This window comes from Microcystis sp. CS-574 (genome assembly GCF_028329095.1).
Taxonomy (GTDB): Bacteria; Cyanobacteriota; Cyanobacteriia; order Cyanobacteriales; family Microcystaceae; genus Microcystis; species Microcystis ichthyoblabe_A.
The window spans coordinates 1-18,235 of sequence record NZ_JAQMSY010000093.1 but is presented as its reverse complement, the minus strand read 5'-3'; the positions used below and the strand labels follow the sequence as shown (position 1 = coordinate 18,235).

16 protein-coding genes and 3 pseudogenes are annotated in these 18,235 nt (G+C 43.5%); 9 read left to right on the top strand and 10 right to left on the bottom strand.

The features are described from left to right. The 4 genes and pseudogenes from PN470_RS07230 to recN form a co-directional block, all read left to right on the top strand. A pseudogene (locus PN470_RS07230) lies at window positions 1-183 on the top strand (IS1634 family transposase); the annotation flags it as partial. Between the two features lie 177 nt (window positions 184-360). Continuing rightward, the gene (locus tag PN470_RS07225) at window positions 361-1,419 is read left to right on the top strand and encodes a DUF2157 domain-containing protein (RefSeq protein WP_271935280.1); all 1,059 of its coding nucleotides are present in this window, start codon (window positions 361-363) and stop codon (window positions 1,417-1,419) included. A 133-nt stretch (window positions 1,420-1,552) separates the two neighbouring features. After that, window positions 1,553-2,233, top strand: coding sequence for a two-component system response regulator RppA (gene rppA, locus PN470_RS07220; protein WP_271935282.1), 681 nt, complete (start codon window positions 1,553-1,555; stop codon window positions 2,231-2,233). Between the two features lie 182 nt (window positions 2,234-2,415). Continuing rightward, window positions 2,416-4,170 carry a DNA repair protein RecN gene (gene recN, locus PN470_RS07215; protein ID WP_271935284.1) on the top strand — a complete coding sequence of 585 codons (1,755 nt, stop codon included), beginning with the start codon at window positions 2,416-2,418 and terminating at the stop codon, window positions 4,168-4,170. Here the strand turns inward: recN and PN470_RS07210 are convergent. Next, complete coding sequence (locus PN470_RS07210; RefSeq protein WP_271935286.1) at window positions 4,147-4,788, bottom strand: Uma2 family endonuclease; 642 nt, start codon at window positions 4,786-4,788, stop codon at window positions 4,147-4,149. The two genes, recN and PN470_RS07210, sit on opposite strands and share 24 nt — an antisense overlap. Window positions 4,789-4,812: 24 nt before the next feature. Further along, a pseudogene (locus PN470_RS07205) lies at window positions 4,813-5,461 on the bottom strand (Uma2 family endonuclease). A gap of 121 nt (window positions 5,462-5,582) precedes the next feature. On the opposite strand from PN470_RS07205, the gene PN470_RS07200 reads away from it, so the two are divergent. After that, window positions 5,583-6,755, top strand: a complete 1,173-nt coding sequence (locus tag PN470_RS07200; RefSeq protein WP_271935287.1) for an NAD(P)/FAD-dependent oxidoreductase — start codon at window positions 5,583-5,585, stop codon at window positions 6,753-6,755. Window positions 6,756-6,770: 15 nt separating this feature from the next. On the opposite strand, the gene PN470_RS07195 is transcribed toward PN470_RS07200, so the two are convergent. Continuing rightward, window positions 6,771-7,046 carry a hypothetical protein gene (locus tag PN470_RS07195; protein ID WP_002768833.1) on the bottom strand — a complete coding sequence of 92 codons (276 nt, stop codon included), beginning with the start codon at window positions 7,044-7,046 and terminating at the stop codon, window positions 6,771-6,773. A 516-nt stretch (window positions 7,047-7,562) separates the two neighbouring features. Between PN470_RS07195 and cysS the strand changes: the two genes are divergently transcribed. Beyond that, the gene (gene cysS / locus PN470_RS07190; RefSeq protein WP_271935288.1) at window positions 7,563-9,005 is read left to right on the top strand and encodes a cysteine--tRNA ligase; all 1,443 of its coding nucleotides are present in this window, start codon (window positions 7,563-7,565) and stop codon (window positions 9,003-9,005) included. Here the strand turns inward: cysS and PN470_RS07185 are convergent. Continuing rightward, window positions 8,988-10,517 (bottom strand): glycine betaine ABC transporter substrate-binding protein, encoded by a 1,530-nt coding sequence (locus tag PN470_RS07185; protein ID WP_271935291.1) that lies wholly within the window; start codon window positions 10,515-10,517, stop codon window positions 8,988-8,990. The genes cysS and PN470_RS07185 overlap by 18 nt on opposite strands. A gap of 118 nt (window positions 10,518-10,635) precedes the next feature. On the opposite strand from PN470_RS07185, the gene PN470_RS07180 reads away from it, so the two are divergent. Together PN470_RS07180 and PN470_RS07175 are read left to right on the top strand one after the other, a co-directional pair. Beyond that, entirely contained in the window at window positions 10,636-11,640 is a 1,005-nt protein-coding gene (locus PN470_RS07180; protein ID WP_271935294.1) for a CHAD domain-containing protein, read from the top strand. An 11-nt stretch (window positions 11,641-11,651) separates the two neighbouring features. After that, window positions 11,652-13,085, top strand: a complete 1,434-nt coding sequence (locus PN470_RS07175; RefSeq protein WP_271935295.1) for a bifunctional orotidine-5'-phosphate decarboxylase/orotate phosphoribosyltransferase — start codon at window positions 11,652-11,654, stop codon at window positions 13,083-13,085. 346 nt (window positions 13,086-13,431) lie between these two features. Here the strand turns inward: PN470_RS07175 and PN470_RS07170 are convergent, their stop codons facing one another. From PN470_RS07170 to carA, 6 genes and pseudogenes are all read right to left on the bottom strand, one after another. Next, a complete protein-coding gene (locus PN470_RS07170) occupies window positions 13,432-13,728 on the bottom strand; it encodes a DUF1816 domain-containing protein (protein ID WP_004158539.1) in 297 nt (98 codons plus the stop codon). Between the two features lie 112 nt (window positions 13,729-13,840). After that, window positions 13,841-14,707 (bottom strand): 23S rRNA (guanosine(2251)-2'-O)-methyltransferase RlmB, encoded by an 867-nt coding sequence (gene rlmB / locus PN470_RS07165; protein WP_002733719.1) that lies wholly within the window; start codon window positions 14,705-14,707, stop codon window positions 13,841-13,843. A gap of 99 nt (window positions 14,708-14,806) precedes the next feature. Next, window positions 14,807-14,896, bottom strand: a pseudogene (locus PN470_RS22340) (IS200/IS605 family accessory protein TnpB-related protein); the annotation flags it as partial. A gap of 9 nt (window positions 14,897-14,905) precedes the next feature. Then, window positions 14,906-15,322 (bottom strand): Mini-ribonuclease 3, encoded by a 417-nt coding sequence (locus tag PN470_RS07160; RefSeq protein ID WP_002734315.1) that lies wholly within the window; start codon window positions 15,320-15,322, stop codon window positions 14,906-14,908. Between the two features lie 3 nt (window positions 15,323-15,325). Further along, a complete protein-coding gene (locus tag PN470_RS07155) occupies window positions 15,326-15,676 on the bottom strand; it encodes an STAS domain-containing protein (protein WP_016515648.1) in 351 nt (116 codons plus the stop codon). A 74-nt stretch (window positions 15,677-15,750) separates the two neighbouring features. Next, window positions 15,751-16,899, bottom strand: a complete 1,149-nt coding sequence (gene carA, locus PN470_RS07150; RefSeq protein ID WP_004158544.1) for a glutamine-hydrolyzing carbamoyl-phosphate synthase small subunit — start codon at window positions 16,897-16,899, stop codon at window positions 15,751-15,753. A 197-nt stretch (window positions 16,900-17,096) separates the two neighbouring features. Between carA and PN470_RS07145 the strand changes: the two genes are divergently transcribed. Further along, window positions 17,097-17,978: a helix-turn-helix domain-containing protein gene (locus tag PN470_RS07145; protein WP_272104170.1), complete on the top strand. Its 882-nt coding sequence runs from the start codon at window positions 17,097-17,099 to the stop codon at window positions 17,976-17,978. Window positions 17,979-18,235 lie beyond the last annotated feature (257 nt).

Here is an 18,235-nt window from a genome sequence, read left to right as displayed (position 1 = left end):
CAAGAGAACCTCCCTGTGCATAGTTTTCGGACTTTGTTGGAAGACCTGGGGACGATTTGCTTGAATACAGTGGAATGTACGATTAGGGAGGGAAGTTATCGTTTTTCTAAGATAACTCGACCGACTCAACTCCAACAAAAAGCGTTAGATTTATTGGGAGTTTCCCTGATTTGTACCCAGTAACGGGGCGGCGGAAATTCTTTTAATCCCTTCTACAGCATAGGTTATGGCCTTTTGTCAACGGGGAAGTCCAGGTATAAGCTGTTAAGTATTTAAATTGATTGTTGAGATCAGGCACTCTGGCAACAGTAAAGGGATAAGCGGTTAAAATACATCTTAGCTTAAGGACTAGAGAATATTATGAGACTAGAAAGAGAAGATTTTGATTGGGCGGTACAAGAAAACCTAATTACTGCCAGCCAAGCTGAAAATTTATGGACGGCTTTTATATGCCGTTATCCCCAGGAAGATGAAGTTAATCGCCCTCGCTTTAATTTTGCTAATGTGGCCTATTATTTTGGGGCATTAATTGTTATCTCTGCCCTGGGGTGGTTGATGAACAAAGCTTGGGAGAGTTTCGGCGGTGCAGGACTATTTTTTATCGCCCTGTTTTATGCAATTTGTTTTATTTTTGCGGGGAAAAATCTCTATTTTCAGCAAAATCTCAAAATACCAGGCGGCCTTTTATTTACCATGGCAGTGGCAATGACTCCCTTAGCAATCTACGGTTTACAACGCTGGACAGGATACTGGCAAGCCGGAAATATGGCCATTTATCCAGATTTCTATACCTGGACTAAAGGCAGTTGGTTTTTAATGGAATTAGGCACGATTATCGCAGGATTAATAACTTTGCGATTTGTTAAATTTCCTTTTTTAACTGCACCGATCGCTTTTAGTCTGTGGTATATGTCAATGGACTTAACCCCTTTACTATTTGGCGAGGACGAATATACATGGAGACTGCGACTGTGGGTATCCTTTTGGTTGGGAATTGCCTGTTTAATAACTGCCTATTTAATTGATGTACGTCAGCGCCGTAGTCGGGGTGATTTTGCTTTTTGGCTGTACTTATTCGGATTAATTATGTTTTGGTTTAGTTTATCTCTCCTCATCGATGATAATGAAGCGCAACGATTTTTGTACTGTCTAATTAACTTGGGATTGATGTTATTATCCGTCCTGCTAAAAAGAAGATTATTTGTGGTTTTTGGAGGTATCGGAGTATTTGCCTATCTTTCCTATCTCTCCTATCGTATCTTTGCCGATTCAATTTTCTTTCCCTTTGCCCTAACCGTCCTAGGACTTGGTATTATCTATATGGGAGTTTTGTATCAGCGTCATTACCAAACCATGGCTAGATTTATTGAAAGTTATATCCCTCTCGAATGGCGCAATTTATTACCCAAAGATCGATAATTAGGAGAAATGGTTTTTCAGTGATCAGTAAACAGTAATCAGTAAACAGTGAACTGATAACTCACATCTGATAACTGATCACTGATAACTGATCACTGATAACTGATAACTGATAACTGATAATCTTCCTTCTATGCGAATACTTATCGTTGACGATGAAAAAGAATTAACCGAACCCTTAGAACAAATTCTTGCTCAAGAAGGCTATGAAGTTGATATTGCTGATCATGGTCGGACGGGGTTAGAATTGGCACAAGAGAATAATTATGACCTCTTAATTCTCGATTGGATGTTACCCCAGCAATCCGGATTACAAATCTGTCAATATTTACGCAATCAAGGGGACACCACTCCCGTTTTATTTCTAACCGCTAAGGATACCATAGACGATCGAGTGGCGGGATTAGATGCTGGTGCTGATGATTATTTAGTCAAACCCTTTCAACTGCGAGAATTATTAGCGAGAGTCCGCGCTTTATTGCGTCGTTCTCCCAATTTTGAAGCTAGTAATAGCAGTAAATTAAAATGTGCTGATTTAGAACTCGATAGCGAAAATCAAGTGGCCTATCGTCACGGTCGCACGATCAGTTTATCAGCAAAAGAAATACAATTGTTAACTTTATTTATGACCCATCCGGGGCAACTTCTCACCCATGAACAAATTTATCAGCATCTCTGGTCAGAAGGAGAGCAACCTAATAGTAATGTGGTTCCTGCCCTGATGCGCTTGCTGCGTCGTAAAATCGAAGCGCCTGGAGAAACACCTCTAATTAATACTGTCTATGGGAAGGGCTACCGTTTCGGGGAAAATTAGGGAATGCTGAAGGATAATGAGAATAAGTAGCTGGTTATAATTAAATTAAAAATGGATTTTAGGTTCGATCCCCCCTGCCCCCCTTGATAAGGGGGGATTAAGGGGGTATCCCCCTTAATAAGGGGGCATCTGATAATTTTTAACGCCTACCTACTTAGCAACTGATTACTGATTACTGATATATGTTATCCTGCCTACAAATTGAAAATTTTACCCTCATCGATCGCTTAGAATTAACTTTCGGCAGCGGATTAAATGTACTGACCGGTGAGACGGGGGCAGGAAAATCGATTATATTAGATGCGATCGATATTGTTCTCGGTGGTAAAGTCAATCATCGCGTCATCCGTCAGGGAAGCCAACAATCAACCCTAGAAGCGACTTTTTCTCTGACTCCAGAATTAATTGCTTGGCTAGAAAGTCAGGAAATTGACCCATTAGAGGATAATAGTCTGACCATCAGCCGGGAATTAGTGATTACTAATAATTCCTTGCGTTCTCGCTCTCGGATTAACGGAGTCGTCGCTAATCGCCAACAAATGGCGCAAATAAGAGATTTTTTGGTAGAAATCACCGCTCAAGGTCAAACAGTTCAGTTAATGGACGCTAATCGACAGAGGGAATTATTAGATCTCTACGGGGGTGAATCCCTGCTGCTGCAGCGGGAAAAAGTAGTCACAGCCTACGCTAACTGGCAAGAAAGCAAGAATATTTTCAATAATAGATTGCAATCGGAACAAAATCGCCTACAGAGATTAGATTTATTAGAATATCAACTAAAAGAACTAGAATCAGCTAATTTAACTGACGCTAACGAGTTGGAACAGTTAGAACAGGAAAGAAACCGACTCTCCCACGGTGTCGATTTACAAAATTCCAGCTATCAAGTCTATCAACTACTCTACCAAAATGATCGCGATCAACCCGCCGTCGCTGATTTGTTAGGAAAAGCTGAAAATATCTTGACAAATATGATGGTTTATGATAGCAGTTTAGAGCCAATTTTAGAGATGGTGCGATCGGCATTAAATCAGGTGGTGGAAGCGGGACAGGAAATCAACGTTTATGGGGATAGTCTAGAGGCAGATCCGGAGAGATTGAACGAGATAGAAGAGAGAATTGTCCAACTTAAGCGCATTTGTCGCAAATATGGCCCAAGTTTAGCCGAAGCGATCGATTATTATCAGAAATTACAGCAGGAATTAGCGGAGTTGACGGGAGAAGGACAATCGATTGAGGAATTAGAAAAAATTTGTCAGCAACAGGAAAAAATCTATCAAGAAACTAGCACCCAGTTGACCTTTTTGCGACAAGAAACCGCTAGTCAACTAGAAAAACAATTGGTACAGGAATTAAAACCTTTAGCCATGGAAAAGGTGATTTTTGTCTGTCGGATTGACCCGGGTAATCCTAGCAGTCTGGGAGTCGATCAAGTGGTATTTTATTTTAGTCCCAATCCGGGGGAAAAAATCCAACCTTTATCCAGTACCGCTTCCGGAGGAGAAATGAGTCGTTTTCTCCTAGCGTTAAAGTCCTGTTTTTCCCAATCCCAATCGGCAGCAGCCACCCTAATTTTTGACGAAATTGATGCGGGAGTATCGGGAAAAGTTGCTCAAGCAATTGCCGATAAATTAGATCAATTAGGTCAACAATATCAGGTTTTATGCGTCACTCATCAACCCTTAGTGGCTGCTTTAGCTGATCACCATTTTCGAGTTTATAAACAAATGATTGCCGAAGATGATTCCACTAATCTCTCGGAAATTCGCACGGTTGTCCGGGTTACTTCTCTCGATAATCGTCAGACGAGAAGGGAAGAATTGGCACAATTAACGGGAGGAAATTCGGCAGCGGCTGCCATCGCTTTTGCCGAGTCTTTATTGGAGAAAGCGGCTGCCAAAAAACAGCAGGATTTAACCTTGAAATTGACTGATTAACCAACGTCCTACCTGACTTTGATCTCTGGTGCGTGCCTGTTGTAAAGCTGACTCTAAAACCGCAAGTTTTAAATTAGGTAAAACCTTTGATATATCAATTCTTTTACTACCTCGATCGATTATTTCAAAAGCGAATATTTGGGGATCATCTACCTTAACACTCCAGTATTCACTAACCCCTAATTCTTCATAGAGTAAGCGTTTATTACCTAAGTCATCATTAAGGGTAGATTTTGAGATTTCAATGACTAAATCTGGTGGGGGATACTGATTCAAATCAATAATCGAAGTACCGTAGGGAATCAGATTAGCTTTCTCTGCAAAATAATAAGATATATCCGGTTGAACTTCTCGATAACCAGACCTGCGAAAACTGCAATTATCTTTGGCATTAAAGGTCAGATTTTTTAGGGTAGCATAGAGACTAACAGCGAAGATCAAAATAGCATGATCGCTGGCATGATCGTTACCAATAGGAGTCATTTCTAATCGATAATAGCCATTGTAATAATAACTTTTTCCTTGATTTTCTGGGAAGTTTTTAATTGCTTCTAAGTATTCTTCCCAACTAGCTTTAATCCATAAATCTGTCGAGATAGTAGTTTCTAGCTGTTGCATAATATTAGCCTCGATTTTATGGAGTTAACCTTGAAATTGACTGATTAACCAACGTCCCACCTGACTTTGAGCTCTGGTGCGTGCCTGTTGTAAAGCTGACTCTAAAACCGCAAGTTTTAAATTAGGTAAAACCTTTGATATATCAATTCTTTTGCTACCTCGATCGATTATTTCAAAGGCGAATATTTGGGGATCATCTACCTTAACACTCCAGTATTCACTAACTCCTAATTCTTCGTAGAGTAAGCGTTTATTACCTAAGTCATCATTGAAGATTGAAGGTAGATTTTGAGATTTCAATGACTAAATCTGGTGGGGGATACTGATTTAAATCAATAATCGAAGTCCCATTTGGTATCAGATTCGCTTTTTCTCCTAGATAGTAAGATATATCTGGCTGCACTTCTCTAATTCCTCTTTTACGATAAGAACAAGTGGGGAGTCCTTGAAAAGGAATTTCTTTGAGGATAGCGTAGAGACTCACCCCCAAAAAGACAACGTGATTATCTCTAGCGTGTTCAAATCCAATAGGAGTCATTTCTAATCGATAATAGCCATTGTAATAATAACTTTTTCCTTGATTTTCTGGGAAGTTTTTAATTGCCGCTAAGTATTCTTCCCAACTACCTTTAATCCATCGGTCAGTTATCCCCCTAGTTTCTAACTGTTGCATAGTTATCCGATCCCGCCTTTAACATTTTCTGTAATTATAGCAATTATTGCTTAAATCAGAACCAGGGAACTGAGCAAGTATAATGATAGGATAGATTAATTTAGTAAAAATTAGCCCAATTATGACCACAACTTATGATTATATAATTATCGGTGGTGGTATCACCGGTTCCGCCTTAAGCTACGAACTAGCCAACCTAGGCAGTCGAGTCCTCTTATTAGAAAAAGAAACCCATCCCCTCAACGCCACTTTCTACAGTTACGGGGGTTTAGCCTATTGGTCGGCCACCACAGAAATCCAGAGAAAATTATATCAAGAAGGTCGAGAAATTCAGCGCAATTTATCGCAGGAACTGGGCATGGATAATGAATACCGAGACCTAGAGCTAATTCTCACCGTGAACCCCGAAGATGATCCAGTCGCTGTGGCCGAAAAATTTGCTATCTTTGCTATTACTCCCGAAATTCTCGATCCGCAGGCAGCGATCGCTTTAGAACCCCTATTAAATCCCGCTGCTATCTCCGGAGTTTTACGACTGCCCCACGGTCACATTAACGCCGAAAAAACTAATCTTGCCTATCAACAAGCTTTTCTGCGTCTGGGAGGCACGATTATTCGGGAAGCTGTCATCGAATTAATTGAAACTGCATCGAGATTTACCGGCGCAAAAACTCCTAAAAATAATTATTCTGCTGGGGAAACTATCGTCTGTGCGGGGGGATTAACCCGGTCTTTACTGCAAAAATCTGGTATTGCTGCTCCCGTCTATTTTACCCATGCCCAGGTGATCAAAATTCCCCCCACTGAGATCAAATTAAACACCCTAGTTATGCCCGCAATTCCTGCCAGATTGCTATTAGAGCAAAAAATCACCCAACTAGAAAAGCAGGGCATTTGGCAGAGAGAAACCCCAGAAATAATTGCCAGTGTTTTAGAAACGGGGGCGGTACAATTCCGGGATCAAAGCCTTTATCTAGGGCAAATTAGCGCCATTATCACCGATCCAAGCGCGATTTTAAACCCTGTGGCGGGGGAAAAAGCAATACGCACCGCCGTGGGGACATTGCTGCCCTCTTTAGCCTCTCTCCCCGGAAGTTGTCATCATTGCCTAGTGGCCTTTGCTCCCTCGGGACAGCCCCTAGTGGGAGCGATCGCCGATAAAGTGGGATTGCAGGTATTTTCTGGTTTTACCAGTACACTTGTATCGGCTCCGCCCCTAGCTCGACGTTTTGCGCGTCATCTGCTGGGGGAAAATGACGAAATAATTACAAAAGTTAAGAGAGAAATTAACTGATGGTTGCCATTAACCCTAATCGACTTTTTCCAATTGCCAAAGAATTTGGTTTCCCTCGCGTCTGACCCGGGAGATTACCCAATTTCGCCACGGCCAATGGTCGCCTCGACTGGTAACGGCCCCTGGATTAATATCCATTAAATCCGCCACTTCGGCGCTGGTAATCAAATAACCGCGATTGGCCACTTCATCGGCAATGCGTAGGGTTTCGATGAGATTTCTTAGCTGGTCAACTCTTTCTCCCCGGGGTAACTGGATTTCATCGCCAGCGCTATTAGGTGGTTCATTCATGGTGATGGTCTGGTCAAAGTTTATTAACAATTAAAAATTGTCGGTTGAGGCAAACAATCAAGCTTTCCTATCGTTATTCTATCGATTCTATCAATAATAGTTGTCATCAAAACAGTCCTATCTCCTCGAATCTTACCGTCAGATTTTTACTAAAACCAGAAAAACCCCTTGACAAAAAAAACAAAATATAGTAAAGAAATCTAGGGTAAGCTCATCTTAGACAATCCTTGACAAAATGAACTTTATCTGAGTTGCCTACCCACGATTCAGGCATATTTGAGGAGAATTCGCCATCTCCGACCAAATAGGTCGAGTTCGTAACTATTCTGATTGACTGGTATCACTTGAAATGCCCATGCGGATCACAAAATTGGCCAATTGTCAATAGGGTTTGAGATGCGCTCACCCTAGGGAAAGTGGTTAGCGGTCACTGATAACTGATCACTGATAACTGATCACTGATAACTGCTATAAAATTGGACTAGCCTTTTTCCCCAGAAAAAAAATTCCCCCTCCATGACCTTAATCCTCTACAACACCCTCAGTCGTCGCGAAGAACCCTTTACCCCCCTCATCCCCGGCATGGTCTCCATGTATTGCTGCGGCATTACCGTCTATGATTATTGCCATTTGGGTCATGCGCGTACCTGTGTGGTTTGGGATGTGGTGCGGCGTTATTTAGAGTATCTCGGTTATAAAGTGCGCTATATTCAGAATTTCACCGATATTGACGATAAAATTCTCAATCGGGCTAAAAATGAACATACCACCATGGCGGCCGTGGCCGAGAGATTTATCGAGGCCTACTTTGAGGATATGGCAAAATTAGGAGTCAGACCGGCGGACGCTTATCCCCGGGCCACTCATACCCTCGACGGTATCAAGCGCCTAGTCTATGAATTAGAACAAAAAGGCTATGCTTACCCCAGCGATGGCGATGTTTACTACTCCGTCCGTCGTTTTTCTGATTATGGCAAACTATCAGGGCGAAAACTGGATGATTTGCAAGCTGGGGCCAGCGGCCGGGTAGAAACCGACGACCCGGAAGCAATTAAAAAACAAGACCCCTTTGATTTTGCCCTCTGGAAAGGGGCAAAACCGGGGGAACCTAGTTGGGATTCTCCCTGGGGCCAAGGTCGTCCGGGGTGGCATATTGAATGTTCGGCCATGGTCAAAGAACAATTGGGAGAAACTATCGATATTCATGTGGGGGGAAGTGATCTAATTTTTCCCCACCACGAAAACGAAATTGCCCAAAGTGAAGCGGCTACGGGTAAACCTCTGGCCCACTATTGGTTACATAATGGCATGGTTAAGGTGGCTGGGGAAAAAATGTCGAAATCCCTCGGTAATTTCATCACTATTCGCGAGTTATTGGCAAAATATGACCCCTTAGCCGTGAGATTATTAATTTTAGGCGCCCAATACCGCAAACCGATCGATTTTTCCGATGAGGGATTGCAGGCGGCCACTAATGGCTGGCATACTTTACAAGAGGGTTTATCCTTTGGTTATAAGCATCTTCCGCCAGATAATCCCGCAATTACTGACCAAGAGCTAGAAAATCGCTTTCAAGAGGCGGTAAATCACGATTTTAACTTTGCCGGTGGTTTAGCGGTGTTATTTGAAATCGCTAAGGAATTACGCAAGGAGGGTAATAATTTAACCCATGCGGGTAAGACAGACAGCAATCTGGCCCAATTAGCGGTAAAATGGCATACTTTGGTGAAATTGTCTAGGGTTTTGGGCTTAGAAATGGCCGCTGACCAGGGAGAAACCCCTGTTTCTGAGGGAATTAGTGCAGCGGATATCGAAAATCTCATCCAACAACGGACAGAGGCGAAAAAAGCGAAAAATTACGCCGAAAGCGATCGCATTCGTGCAGAATTAAAAGCCCAAGGCATTACTTTAATCGATCAACCCGGGGGAGTGACTAAATGGTTAAGAGAGGGAGACTAGAAATTCTTTAACCACTTCCTCCACCCTGCGATCGCGTCCATCCACCTGATAGTTTAATTTCTGCATAGCTGTGGAGGTAATTTTGCCGGTGAGTTTGGCTAAAACCTGTCGCAATTGTGGATATTTTTGCAAACTATCCAGGTTAAAAATCGGTACCGCTTCGTAGGGAGGAAAATAGCGTTGATCATCTTCTAGGATGACTAAATCTAGCACGGGAATTAAGCCATCGGTGGAATTTCCCGCCACTAAATCCACCTGTTTTTCGGCTAAAGCGCGGTACATTAACCCTAAATCCATCACTTTCGGGGGTCCGGCAAAAGTTAGGCCGTAGGTCTTCGCTAATCCCTTGTAACCGTCTTCCCTTTCCAAAAATTCATAACCAAAACCCGCTTGCCAATTGGGGGTATATTTAGCCACCTGCGAGAGAGTTTTAAGATTGTATTGACTGGCGGTTTCTCCCCGGATAACAATGGCGAAAGTATTCTCAAATCCTAGACTGGGAAAGACTTCTAGATTAAATTTTTCTGGATAAATCTTTTGCAGCTTTTCAAAGACTAATCGGGCATCGTTAAGGGGTTTTTCTTGCAAAATTCCCGTGAAAGCCGTGCCAGAATACTCCACATAACCGTCGATTTTACCCGCTTTCACCGCTTCATGACAGATCAGAGTACCACCGAGATTAAATTGACGATCAACCCGTAAATTCGTCTCTTTTTCGATCTCCTGTGCCAAAATTTCCCCTAAAATCACCTGTTCGGTAAAATTTTTGGAACCGATCACCACTGTGCCGGGGGATGAATGGAAAATTTGAGTCAAGAGGAAAGATAGCAAGGCCAACCCAATTAAACCTAAGCCCCATTGCCATTTAGAGGGCTTTTTCGGACGTTGCGAAGGGGAAAAGGTCTTTTCTAGCCGACCGAGACTCCAATCGGCAACAAGGGCTAAAAAAGCGGCAGGAATTGCCCCCGCCAAAATTAACTGATTGTTGACCGTGGCAATACCGCGAAAAATAAACACTCCCAAACCACCGCCACCGATGGCAGCTGCGATCGTAGCCACACCGATAGCAATCACCGTCGCAATTCTCACTCCTGCCAAAATTGTCGCCCCGGCTAGGGGTAATTCGATATAGCGCAGGATTTGACCGTCGGTCATGCCTAGGGATAACCCGGCTAATTTTAATTCGGGATCAACTTTTTTGATGCCCAGATAGGTATTTAAAACAATTGGCAGTAAAGTATAGAGAGTTAGGGCAACAATAGCGGGAATTTTGCCGATTCCTCCCAAAAAAGGCACGGAAATTAAAAAACCAAATAGGGCTAAACTGGGGATAGTCTGTAGGGTGTTAACGATCGCTATAATCGGTGGGGCGAGAATAGCTTGACGACTAATTAAAATACCTAGAGGAATCCCGATTAAGCTACCCATAGCCATGGCTATTCCCGTCAAGAAAAGATGCTCTCCTGTGCGAAAAGCGATTTCCCCCCCATAATCTAGCCAAAAACTATCCATAAACTTCCCTTAAAGCGGCTGCTTCATCCTATTGTATAGAATAAATAGTATCTATTAGTTCCAGTCTTGATTTAAAGATTCTATCACCATCTTGACATTATTTCCTCCCTAAAGACCAATGACTAACAAATTTAATCCTCGGGCTAAAACTGTTGCCGATTGGGCCTATATCGGTATTGATAAACATTTTCATAAAGTTCTTAGACACGAAGCTGGGGTTTTACTCGATCAGGATACGGAAGAATTACATCAAATTCGTGTGGGAATGCGCCGTCTTCGCAGTACTTTAACTGGTTTTGCACCCGCTTTAACCATGCCGAAATATGCCGATCAAAAACGGGTGGGTAATCTGGGCAGAATTTTAGGAGAATTGCGGGATTTAGATGTGTTAAAAGAGGCTTTTATCGGTCATTATCAGCCAATTTTGCCCCCGCAAGAACAGGATTTACTAAAGAAAGTTTTACAAGTTCTCGAACAACAAAGAAAAAAGGCATTTGCTAAGGTAGAAAAGCTGTTAAAGTCCGATAAATTTCTCAATTTTAAGGCAGATTTTGCCAGTTGGTTGGATAATCCCACCTATCAACCGATAGGAAAATTAGATATTGCCACGGTTTTACCAGACTTATTATTACCGCAAGCGAGTCGCTTTTTACTGCACGAAGGCTGGTTAGTTGGGGTAAATTTAGAGGAAGATCAAAAAGTAAGAGATTTTTCTAGTCAAGAAATTGATGACTTATTGGAAAAGGAAGGATTATTACTGCATGATCTTCGCAAAGAAGCCAAGCGTTCCCGCTATAATATGGAGTTATTCACTCAGTTTTATGGCGACAAATATCAAGAGTACCTAGAAGATATTAAAAACCTTCAAGGTATTCTCGGAGAAATGCAGGATTGTTGTGTTCTCTCGGATTTTCTTAGCCAAATTTTCCCCAATTGTCTTGCCAAGGAAATGCCCACCTTACTAGAAATTTTCCAAAATATCCGTCACCAAAAATGGCAAGAATGGCAACCCTTACAAAAGAAATTCCTTGACGCTGATACCAGAAAAAGTCTGCACAAGACAATTTTACAGCCTATTTTTCGGCCAAATAGTGTAAAATTAGAAACTAATCCAGAATCCTGAGATTAGAACCGATGAATTTTTTTCAAAAGTTAAACCACGCCATTAGTCAAAACCAGACTCTACTTGTCCTCGGTTTAGATGCTAACCCCGAAATGATGCCCTCCACCCCGGGAGAATTAATCGTTAATTTAGAACGGTGGCTCAAGTTTATTATCGATGAAACTGCCCCTTTTGTCTGTGCCTACAAACCAACTTTAGGCTTTTATCAAGCTTTGGGAGCGGCAGGGTTAGAATTATTACAGCGAATTTTAACGGCAATTCCCGATCATATCCCGGTAATTTTGGATGCTAAACACGGCGATATTAACACTAGCAGTGTTTTAGCCGAGACTATCTTTAAAACTTGGCAGGTGGACGCGGTCACTCTCAATCCCTACTCCGGACAGGATCACGTTGCTCCTTTTTTAGTTTACCCCGAGCATGGAGCTTTTATCCTCTGTCATACTTCCAATCAAGGCGCGATTAATCTGCAAGAATTCCCCAGTCGCGACAATCCTTTTTATCTGCAAGTTGTCAAAGAAGCTTGCACCTGGGGAACTCCCGAACAAGTATTTTTAGAAGTGGGAACTACTCAACCAGAGATATTGAAAAGGATTCGCAATTTTGCTCCCGAAAGATTGATTTTATTACGCAGTATTTGGGAAGAAAAAAGTCAATTCTCCGAGTTAATTACTGTGGGTTTAAATAGTCATGGCGAGGGTTTATTAATTCCTGTACCCCAAGACTTTTTATCTCAACCCGATTTGGGGGCAAAAGTCAAGGATTTACGAGAGGAAGTCAACAAAATTCAACAAAATCACCAGCAAGAATCGAGCCAAGATGATACTTGGACTGCTAACGTTTGTCTTTTAAAACAACATCCTCATCAGGATTTAATTCTACAATTATTTGATATTGGCTGCTTGATGTTTGGCGACTATGTGCAAGCATCGGGAGAAACTTTTTCCTATTATATCGATCTGAGAAAAATTATCTCTAATCCTAATATTTTTCAGCAGGTAATTGAAGCCTATGGAGAAATATTAAAAACCTTGACATTTGACCGCATTTCTGGTATCCCCTACGGTTCTTTACCTACAGCTACGGGTTTATCTTTATTATTAAATCATCCGATGATTTTTCCCCGCAAAGAAGTAAAAGCTCACGGCACAAGAAGAGTAATTGAAGGTAATTTTCAAGTGGGGGAAACCGTGGTAGTAGTGGACGATATTTTAATTTCTGGCAAAAGTGCGATCGAGGGGGCAGAAAAGATTAAATCGGCGGGATTATTAGTTAATGATATTGTGGTTTTTATCGACCATGGTGGCCCTGTTAAAGATAAACTTCGTAGCCATGGTTATCAACCTTATTCGGTTTTAACCCTAGCAGAAATTACCGATACTCTCTACGAAGCGGGAAGACTGACAGAAGCAGAATATAGCTGTTTTTTAAATCGCTCCCATTGATATTTAGGGTTTGCGGCAAAAAGTAGGGGCGAAGCATTCGGATAGAATATCTAGGGTTTCACCGATAGGTTATTGCCCGAATGCTTCGCCCCTACAGGACGCGGGCCGATGAAGAGGCCAGGTTTTGAACCACGATTCTCTCAAAATCTTGCACCTGTGGGAGCGAAACAGAACCCTAAAACCCTTACCTCGTCTATATTTCACATTTATTCAGCAAGCTCTACTTAGTTTCTAGCCTTCTTTTTCGGTAGGAGAATCGCCGAATCCTTTCTTGGAGCCTTTTGCCTTTTGCCTGTTGCCTGTTGCCTTCAGAAGCTGATCACTGATTACCGATCACTGGAAATTGTTAAGAAACTTGACTGCGTAAGACCTTTAAGGGATTGAGGAGCTTACCTTCTTCCTTTTCCTCAAAAATAGTTAAATCTTCGGGTTTACAACGTTTTATATGCAATTTAATCCCCTGCGCTCCTTCTGTTTTCAAATCTTCTTCGTAACCAGCTTGAGCGACTTCAGCCTCGTCTTTAGCGAGAAAAGGACCAAAATAATAAGTACATCTGGGATAGTCGGTTTTAATCTCGACCCAGTAGGCTAATCCGAACCTTTCGAGTAAGCTAATCAAAAATTCTTTCATTTCGTTCCCCATCTAAATCTACTCTGGTGGTTTTGTTACGTTTGTTTACATTTCGCAAACTTCCTTCCTATTCTATTTATACTTTCTCCTTTTGGCTATTGGGAGTGTCGAAAAATACAGATTTTCAATCGGGGGAATTTTGCCAGCGTTGCCGGTAAACCTCGTAAAGAGCCATAGCCGCCGCCACCGAAGCATTGAGACTGGGGGTTTTGCCTGCCAAGGGGATAGATACCAACTCATCGCAGGACTTTTGGGCCAACAGACTCAAACCCTCTCCCTCCGAACCTACCACCAATCCTATCGCACCCGTTAAATTGATTGTGTGTAAAGATTTACCAGTTTTTGCCGCCGTGCCGTAGAGCCAAAAACCGGCCGCTTTTAATTCCTCTAAAGCACGATTGAGATTAACCACCCTAGCGACGGGTAAATATTCCAGGGCCCCCGCCGCCACTTTCATCACCGTCGATGTCACCCCGGCGGCGCGACGTTGGGGAATAACTACCCCCTGACACCCCATGGCTTCGGCGGTGCGAATGATTGCCCCAAGGTTATGGGGATCCGTAATACCTTCAGCGATGACGATGACGGGGTGGCGACTTTTGCCCTTAGCTTTTTCGATCAGATCGGCTAATTCGATATACTCATAGGGAGACATTTGGGCGGCGATCCCCTGATGATTGGCCTTACTGGTAATCTGATCGAGACGGAGATCGTCCACCTCATCAATTACCGTGCCGTTGGCTTTGGCTTTTTCCAAAAGGGTATGATAACGGGGATCGTAACGGAGTCGATTGACTACCCAAATCCGATTCAGTTGGCGCTCCTCCTCCATGGCCGTTAAAACTACCCGGCGACCGTAGAGCAGATCATCAGCTTCTTGGTTTTCTGGAGTTACTGTCGGGGATTTAGCCAGAATTGGCCCGGTTTTTGACCGCGAGGGCCGGCGAAAATTACTATTATCGGACTTGCTACGAAATGGTCGATCGCTCATGATTGCATGGATTAATAAAAGGGGGTCGGGAATAATAGTTAGTAAAAGTATAGTCAAATATAGACAGACTGAATTCCATTGCAGAAATTCCCTTCACTTTTACTTCGAGAGATTAATTCTCCTTGGGTGAACTACGCACCTCTCTATCCCATAGCAGTTAAACGCATTTGGGAATGCTTTTCGTAAAATACCTGAGGGCTATAATTCTAGTTTTTCTAATAGTTGATGTAATCTTGAGGGGTCTTGTAGATAAAGATAGCCGAACAGGGTTTCTAAACTGCTGGCCTGCTGATAGACTTGGGCTGTCAGACGACGACGTTTTCCCGTGACCGCATTGCGTCCCCGGCGCAGAATTTCTTTTTCTTGGTCTGTCAGATAGGGCTGCAGTTGCGCTAAATCTAAAGCCTGTTGTTCGGCCCTGACTTTGCCCACCACCTGAGCGTGATAGTCTCCCAGACGCTGGGGCGGCAGTAAATAATAGGTGCGGATGTATAATTCATAAACAGCATCCCCCAGATAGGCCAGAGAAGCGGGCGATAATCGGTCAAGACCCTCTAGGATTGGTGAACCCTGGCCACTGACCTGTAAGCGAAGTTTTTCGAGAGGAGATTCCACGATTTACGCTTTTTCTAGATATTCGATCGCTTCTTCCAGGGTGGATCGCAGGGAAAAAAACTTCTCCAATCGCACCAGTTTTACGGTTTGAGTTACCCGCGCATTGGTAACAATTTGTAAACTGCCCCCTTCGGTTTTGGCCTTTTTCACCAATTTTACCAAAGCCCCTAAACCGGAGCTATCGATAAAATCAATCTGAGCCAGGCTAATAATCACATCCTTAGGACCCTGCTCCACATAGCCTTCGATCACCTTACAAAAAGTCGGTTCGGAAAAGGCATCTAAAAGACCCGTCAAACGGAAAATTTGGTACTTATCTCTGACCTCGCGGGTGCCTCGCAAGCTGACAGTCAAGTTAATTGCTTCTGGAATAATCGCCTCCTAGCTCTAGAGCCGTAAAAATCAAAACCCTAGTATATCCTAAAAATTTACGCCCGATCCTTTTTTGCTTGCCGCATTAAATCAACAAATTTGCCAAACAGATAATCAGCATCGTGGGGGCCGGGACTGGCTTCGGGGTGGTATTGCACCGAGAAAAAGGGCAGAGACTTGTGTTTTAAACCCGCTACGGTGCGATCATTGAGGTTGAGATGGGTAATCTCCACTTGCGGATTTAAAGAGGCTTCCTGCACGGCAAAACCGTGATTCTGACTGGTAATTTCCACCTGTTGCTGCAGTCCACAGGGTTGATTTAACCCGCGATGGCCAAATTTTAGTTTAAAGGTTTCTGCCCCTAGGGATAGGCCTAAAATTTGATGACCCATACAGATGCCAAAAGTGGGTTTTTCCCCTTGCAAAAGTTGCTTGGCTAGGGCAATACCTTCGGTGACAGCCGCCGGATCTCCCGGTCCGTTAGAAAAGAAAATACCATCGGGATTATAGGCGGCGATTTTTTCCGGGGGAGTGTCAGCGGGAACCACGATCACCCGACAACCGTAGCTGGCTAAACGTCGGAGAATATTGCGTTTGATGCCAAAATCGATCGCCACCACCGTTAACGGTTCTTGATCACTATCAATTGGCGCAAATTCCCAGGTGGACGGAGTGGGAGTCGTCCATTCGTACACCTCCTTGGTGGTTACTTCTTTGACGAGATTTAATCCCGCCATACTGGGGGCTGCCTGCACCAGCCGCAGTAAATCGTGATAATCGAGTATTTCCGTGGAAATTGCCCCATTCATCGCCCCAACCGAGCGAATTTTGCGGGTCAGGGAGCGGGTATCGATGCCATAGATGCCAATAACATGATGAGCGGCCAGATAATCCGGTAGAGATTGGCTAGAACGCCAATTACTGGGCCGGTGGCAGATGTTTTTGGCGATCGCTCCTTTCACCTGGGGACGAATTGACTCCTCATCCTCGGGGTTAACCCCCGTATTTCCCAATTCTGGATAGGTAAAAGTGACGATTTGACCAGCATAACTGGGATCGGTGAGGACTTCCTGATAACCGGTCATCCCCGTGTTAAAGACAACTTCGCCGACGGTGGTTCCCTTGGCTCCGAAGGAATAACCCTCGTAAACTGTACCATCGGCCAGAACTAATAAGGCTTTTTGACTAGCGGCACTTGATATCATCGTCAATTTTTTAATCTTGAGTAGTGGTGAGAAACAGAAGTCAAGGATAGACTAGAACAGGGACTAGAAAACGAATTGCTTAGTTTTAATTGGCTAGAGCGTTTTATGATTAAGAGTACATCCGCTCAAGGACAACAGCTTCCCCTGACTAGCCATCGGCAAGATCCTATCGCTTAAAAAATAACTATATAAGTAATATGAGTCCAAGAAAACTGACTGATGCCACGAAAAAAGAAATTCTTAAGCTTTATCGGGAAACGGAGGCCACCACTTCCACCTTAGCCGAGCGTTATGGCGTGAGTAGTTCTACGGTCAGTCGTTTTCTCAAAAATTCTTTTTCTGGCGAGGAATACGAGCAATTAATCCAGAAAAAACGCTTGGCCCGCAATCCTCGTGGCCTCGAGGAGGAGGAAGCAGCAGCGGATCTACCAGAAAAAGCGATCGAGGTAATTAGTGTTCGGGCAGCCCAAATCGCAGCTAAGGATGAGCAGGCTTTTGAGCCACCGATCGCTTCTGTGGAACAATTAACCCTGTTAATGGATACCGCTTACCCGCCAGAAGCAGATAATCCAGAAGATACAGAAATTAATGGCGATAAGACCCTAGAAACCGCTAATTTAAGCGAGTTTTTCGTCGAAGCTATCGAGGAAGAGGAGGAAGAAGATGAGCTTGACGAGGATTGGGATGAAGAGGAGGATGAGGATGAAGATGAGGAGGAGGGGGAACTAGCGGACAGCTATTTAGGCCCGACTATCGTTAAAACCGCCCAATTACAGATCTTACCCCTCTCGGCGGCGGCTTTTCCCAAAACCTGTTACTTGGTCATCGATCGTGCTGCCGAATTAATCACCCGTCCCCTCAAGGATTTTGCCGAATTGGGTAAGGTTCCCCCTCAGGAAATCCAACAGCGCACTCTCCCCATCTTTGAAAGTCATCGCATCGCTCGTCGTTTCTCCAAGCGCAAGGAAAAAGTGATTAAAGTTCCCGACGGTCGCCTGATCGAAAAAGCTCACGCTCAACTGGAAGCTAAAGGGATCACCCGTCTGCTCATGGATGGTCGTATCTACGCTTTAGAGTAGGGAATTAGGGGATAGGAGACTTTTCAGTCTCTTCCGAACCCGTTGCTGAGGGTGGAGACTCGCACAGGTTCGTTGAGAGAATTCAGCTTAGTTGACATCCTCGCCGCACTTTTAGGGCGGCGATTCCTAAACCTCACGATTTAAGTTTCTGCTTCCACCACCGTCGCATACCACAGTTAAAAAACCATGTACTGTCTTACACAGAGTCCACAGACTTTCGCCCCATTTCAGAAGCCCGATTCCGTGTGTCCCACGGT

Coding starts and splice junctions, on each gene's coding strand:
- PN470_RS07225 (WP_271935280.1), top strand. CDS start 361: ATGAGACTAGAAAGAGAAGATTTTGATTGGGCGGTACAAGAAAACCTA.
- rppA (WP_271935282.1), top strand. CDS start 1,553: ATGCGAATACTTATCGTTGACGATGAAAAAGAATTAACCGAACCCTTA.
- recN (WP_271935284.1), top strand. CDS start 2,416: ATGTTATCCTGCCTACAAATTGAAAATTTTACCCTCATCGATCGCTTA.
- PN470_RS07210 (WP_271935286.1), bottom strand. CDS start 4,788: ATGCAACAGCTAGAAACTACTATCTCGACAGATTTATGGATTAAAGCT.
- PN470_RS07200 (WP_271935287.1), top strand. CDS start 5,583: ATGACCACAACTTATGATTATATAATTATCGGTGGTGGTATCACCGGT.
- PN470_RS07195 (WP_002768833.1), bottom strand. CDS start 7,046: ATGAATGAACCACCTAATAGCGCTGGCGATGAAATCCAGTTACCCCGG.
- cysS (WP_271935288.1), top strand. CDS start 7,563: ATGACCTTAATCCTCTACAACACCCTCAGTCGTCGCGAAGAACCCTTT.
- PN470_RS07185 (WP_271935291.1), bottom strand. CDS start 10,517: ATGGATAGTTTTTGGCTAGATTATGGGGGGGAAATCGCTTTTCGCACA.
- PN470_RS07180 (WP_271935294.1), top strand. CDS start 10,636: ATGACTAACAAATTTAATCCTCGGGCTAAAACTGTTGCCGATTGGGCC.
- PN470_RS07175 (WP_271935295.1), top strand. CDS start 11,652: ATGAATTTTTTTCAAAAGTTAAACCACGCCATTAGTCAAAACCAGACT.
- PN470_RS07170 (WP_004158539.1), bottom strand. CDS start 13,728: ATGGGGAACGAAATGAAAGAATTTTTGATTAGCTTACTCGAAAGGTTC.
- rlmB (WP_002733719.1), bottom strand. CDS start 14,707: ATGAGCGATCGACCATTTCGTAGCAAGTCCGATAATAGTAATTTTCGC.
- carA (WP_004158544.1), bottom strand. CDS start 16,899: ATGATATCAAGTGCCGCTAGTCAAAAAGCCTTATTAGTTCTGGCCGAT.
- PN470_RS07145 (WP_272104170.1), top strand. CDS start 17,097: ATGAGTCCAAGAAAACTGACTGATGCCACGAAAAAAGAAATTCTTAAG.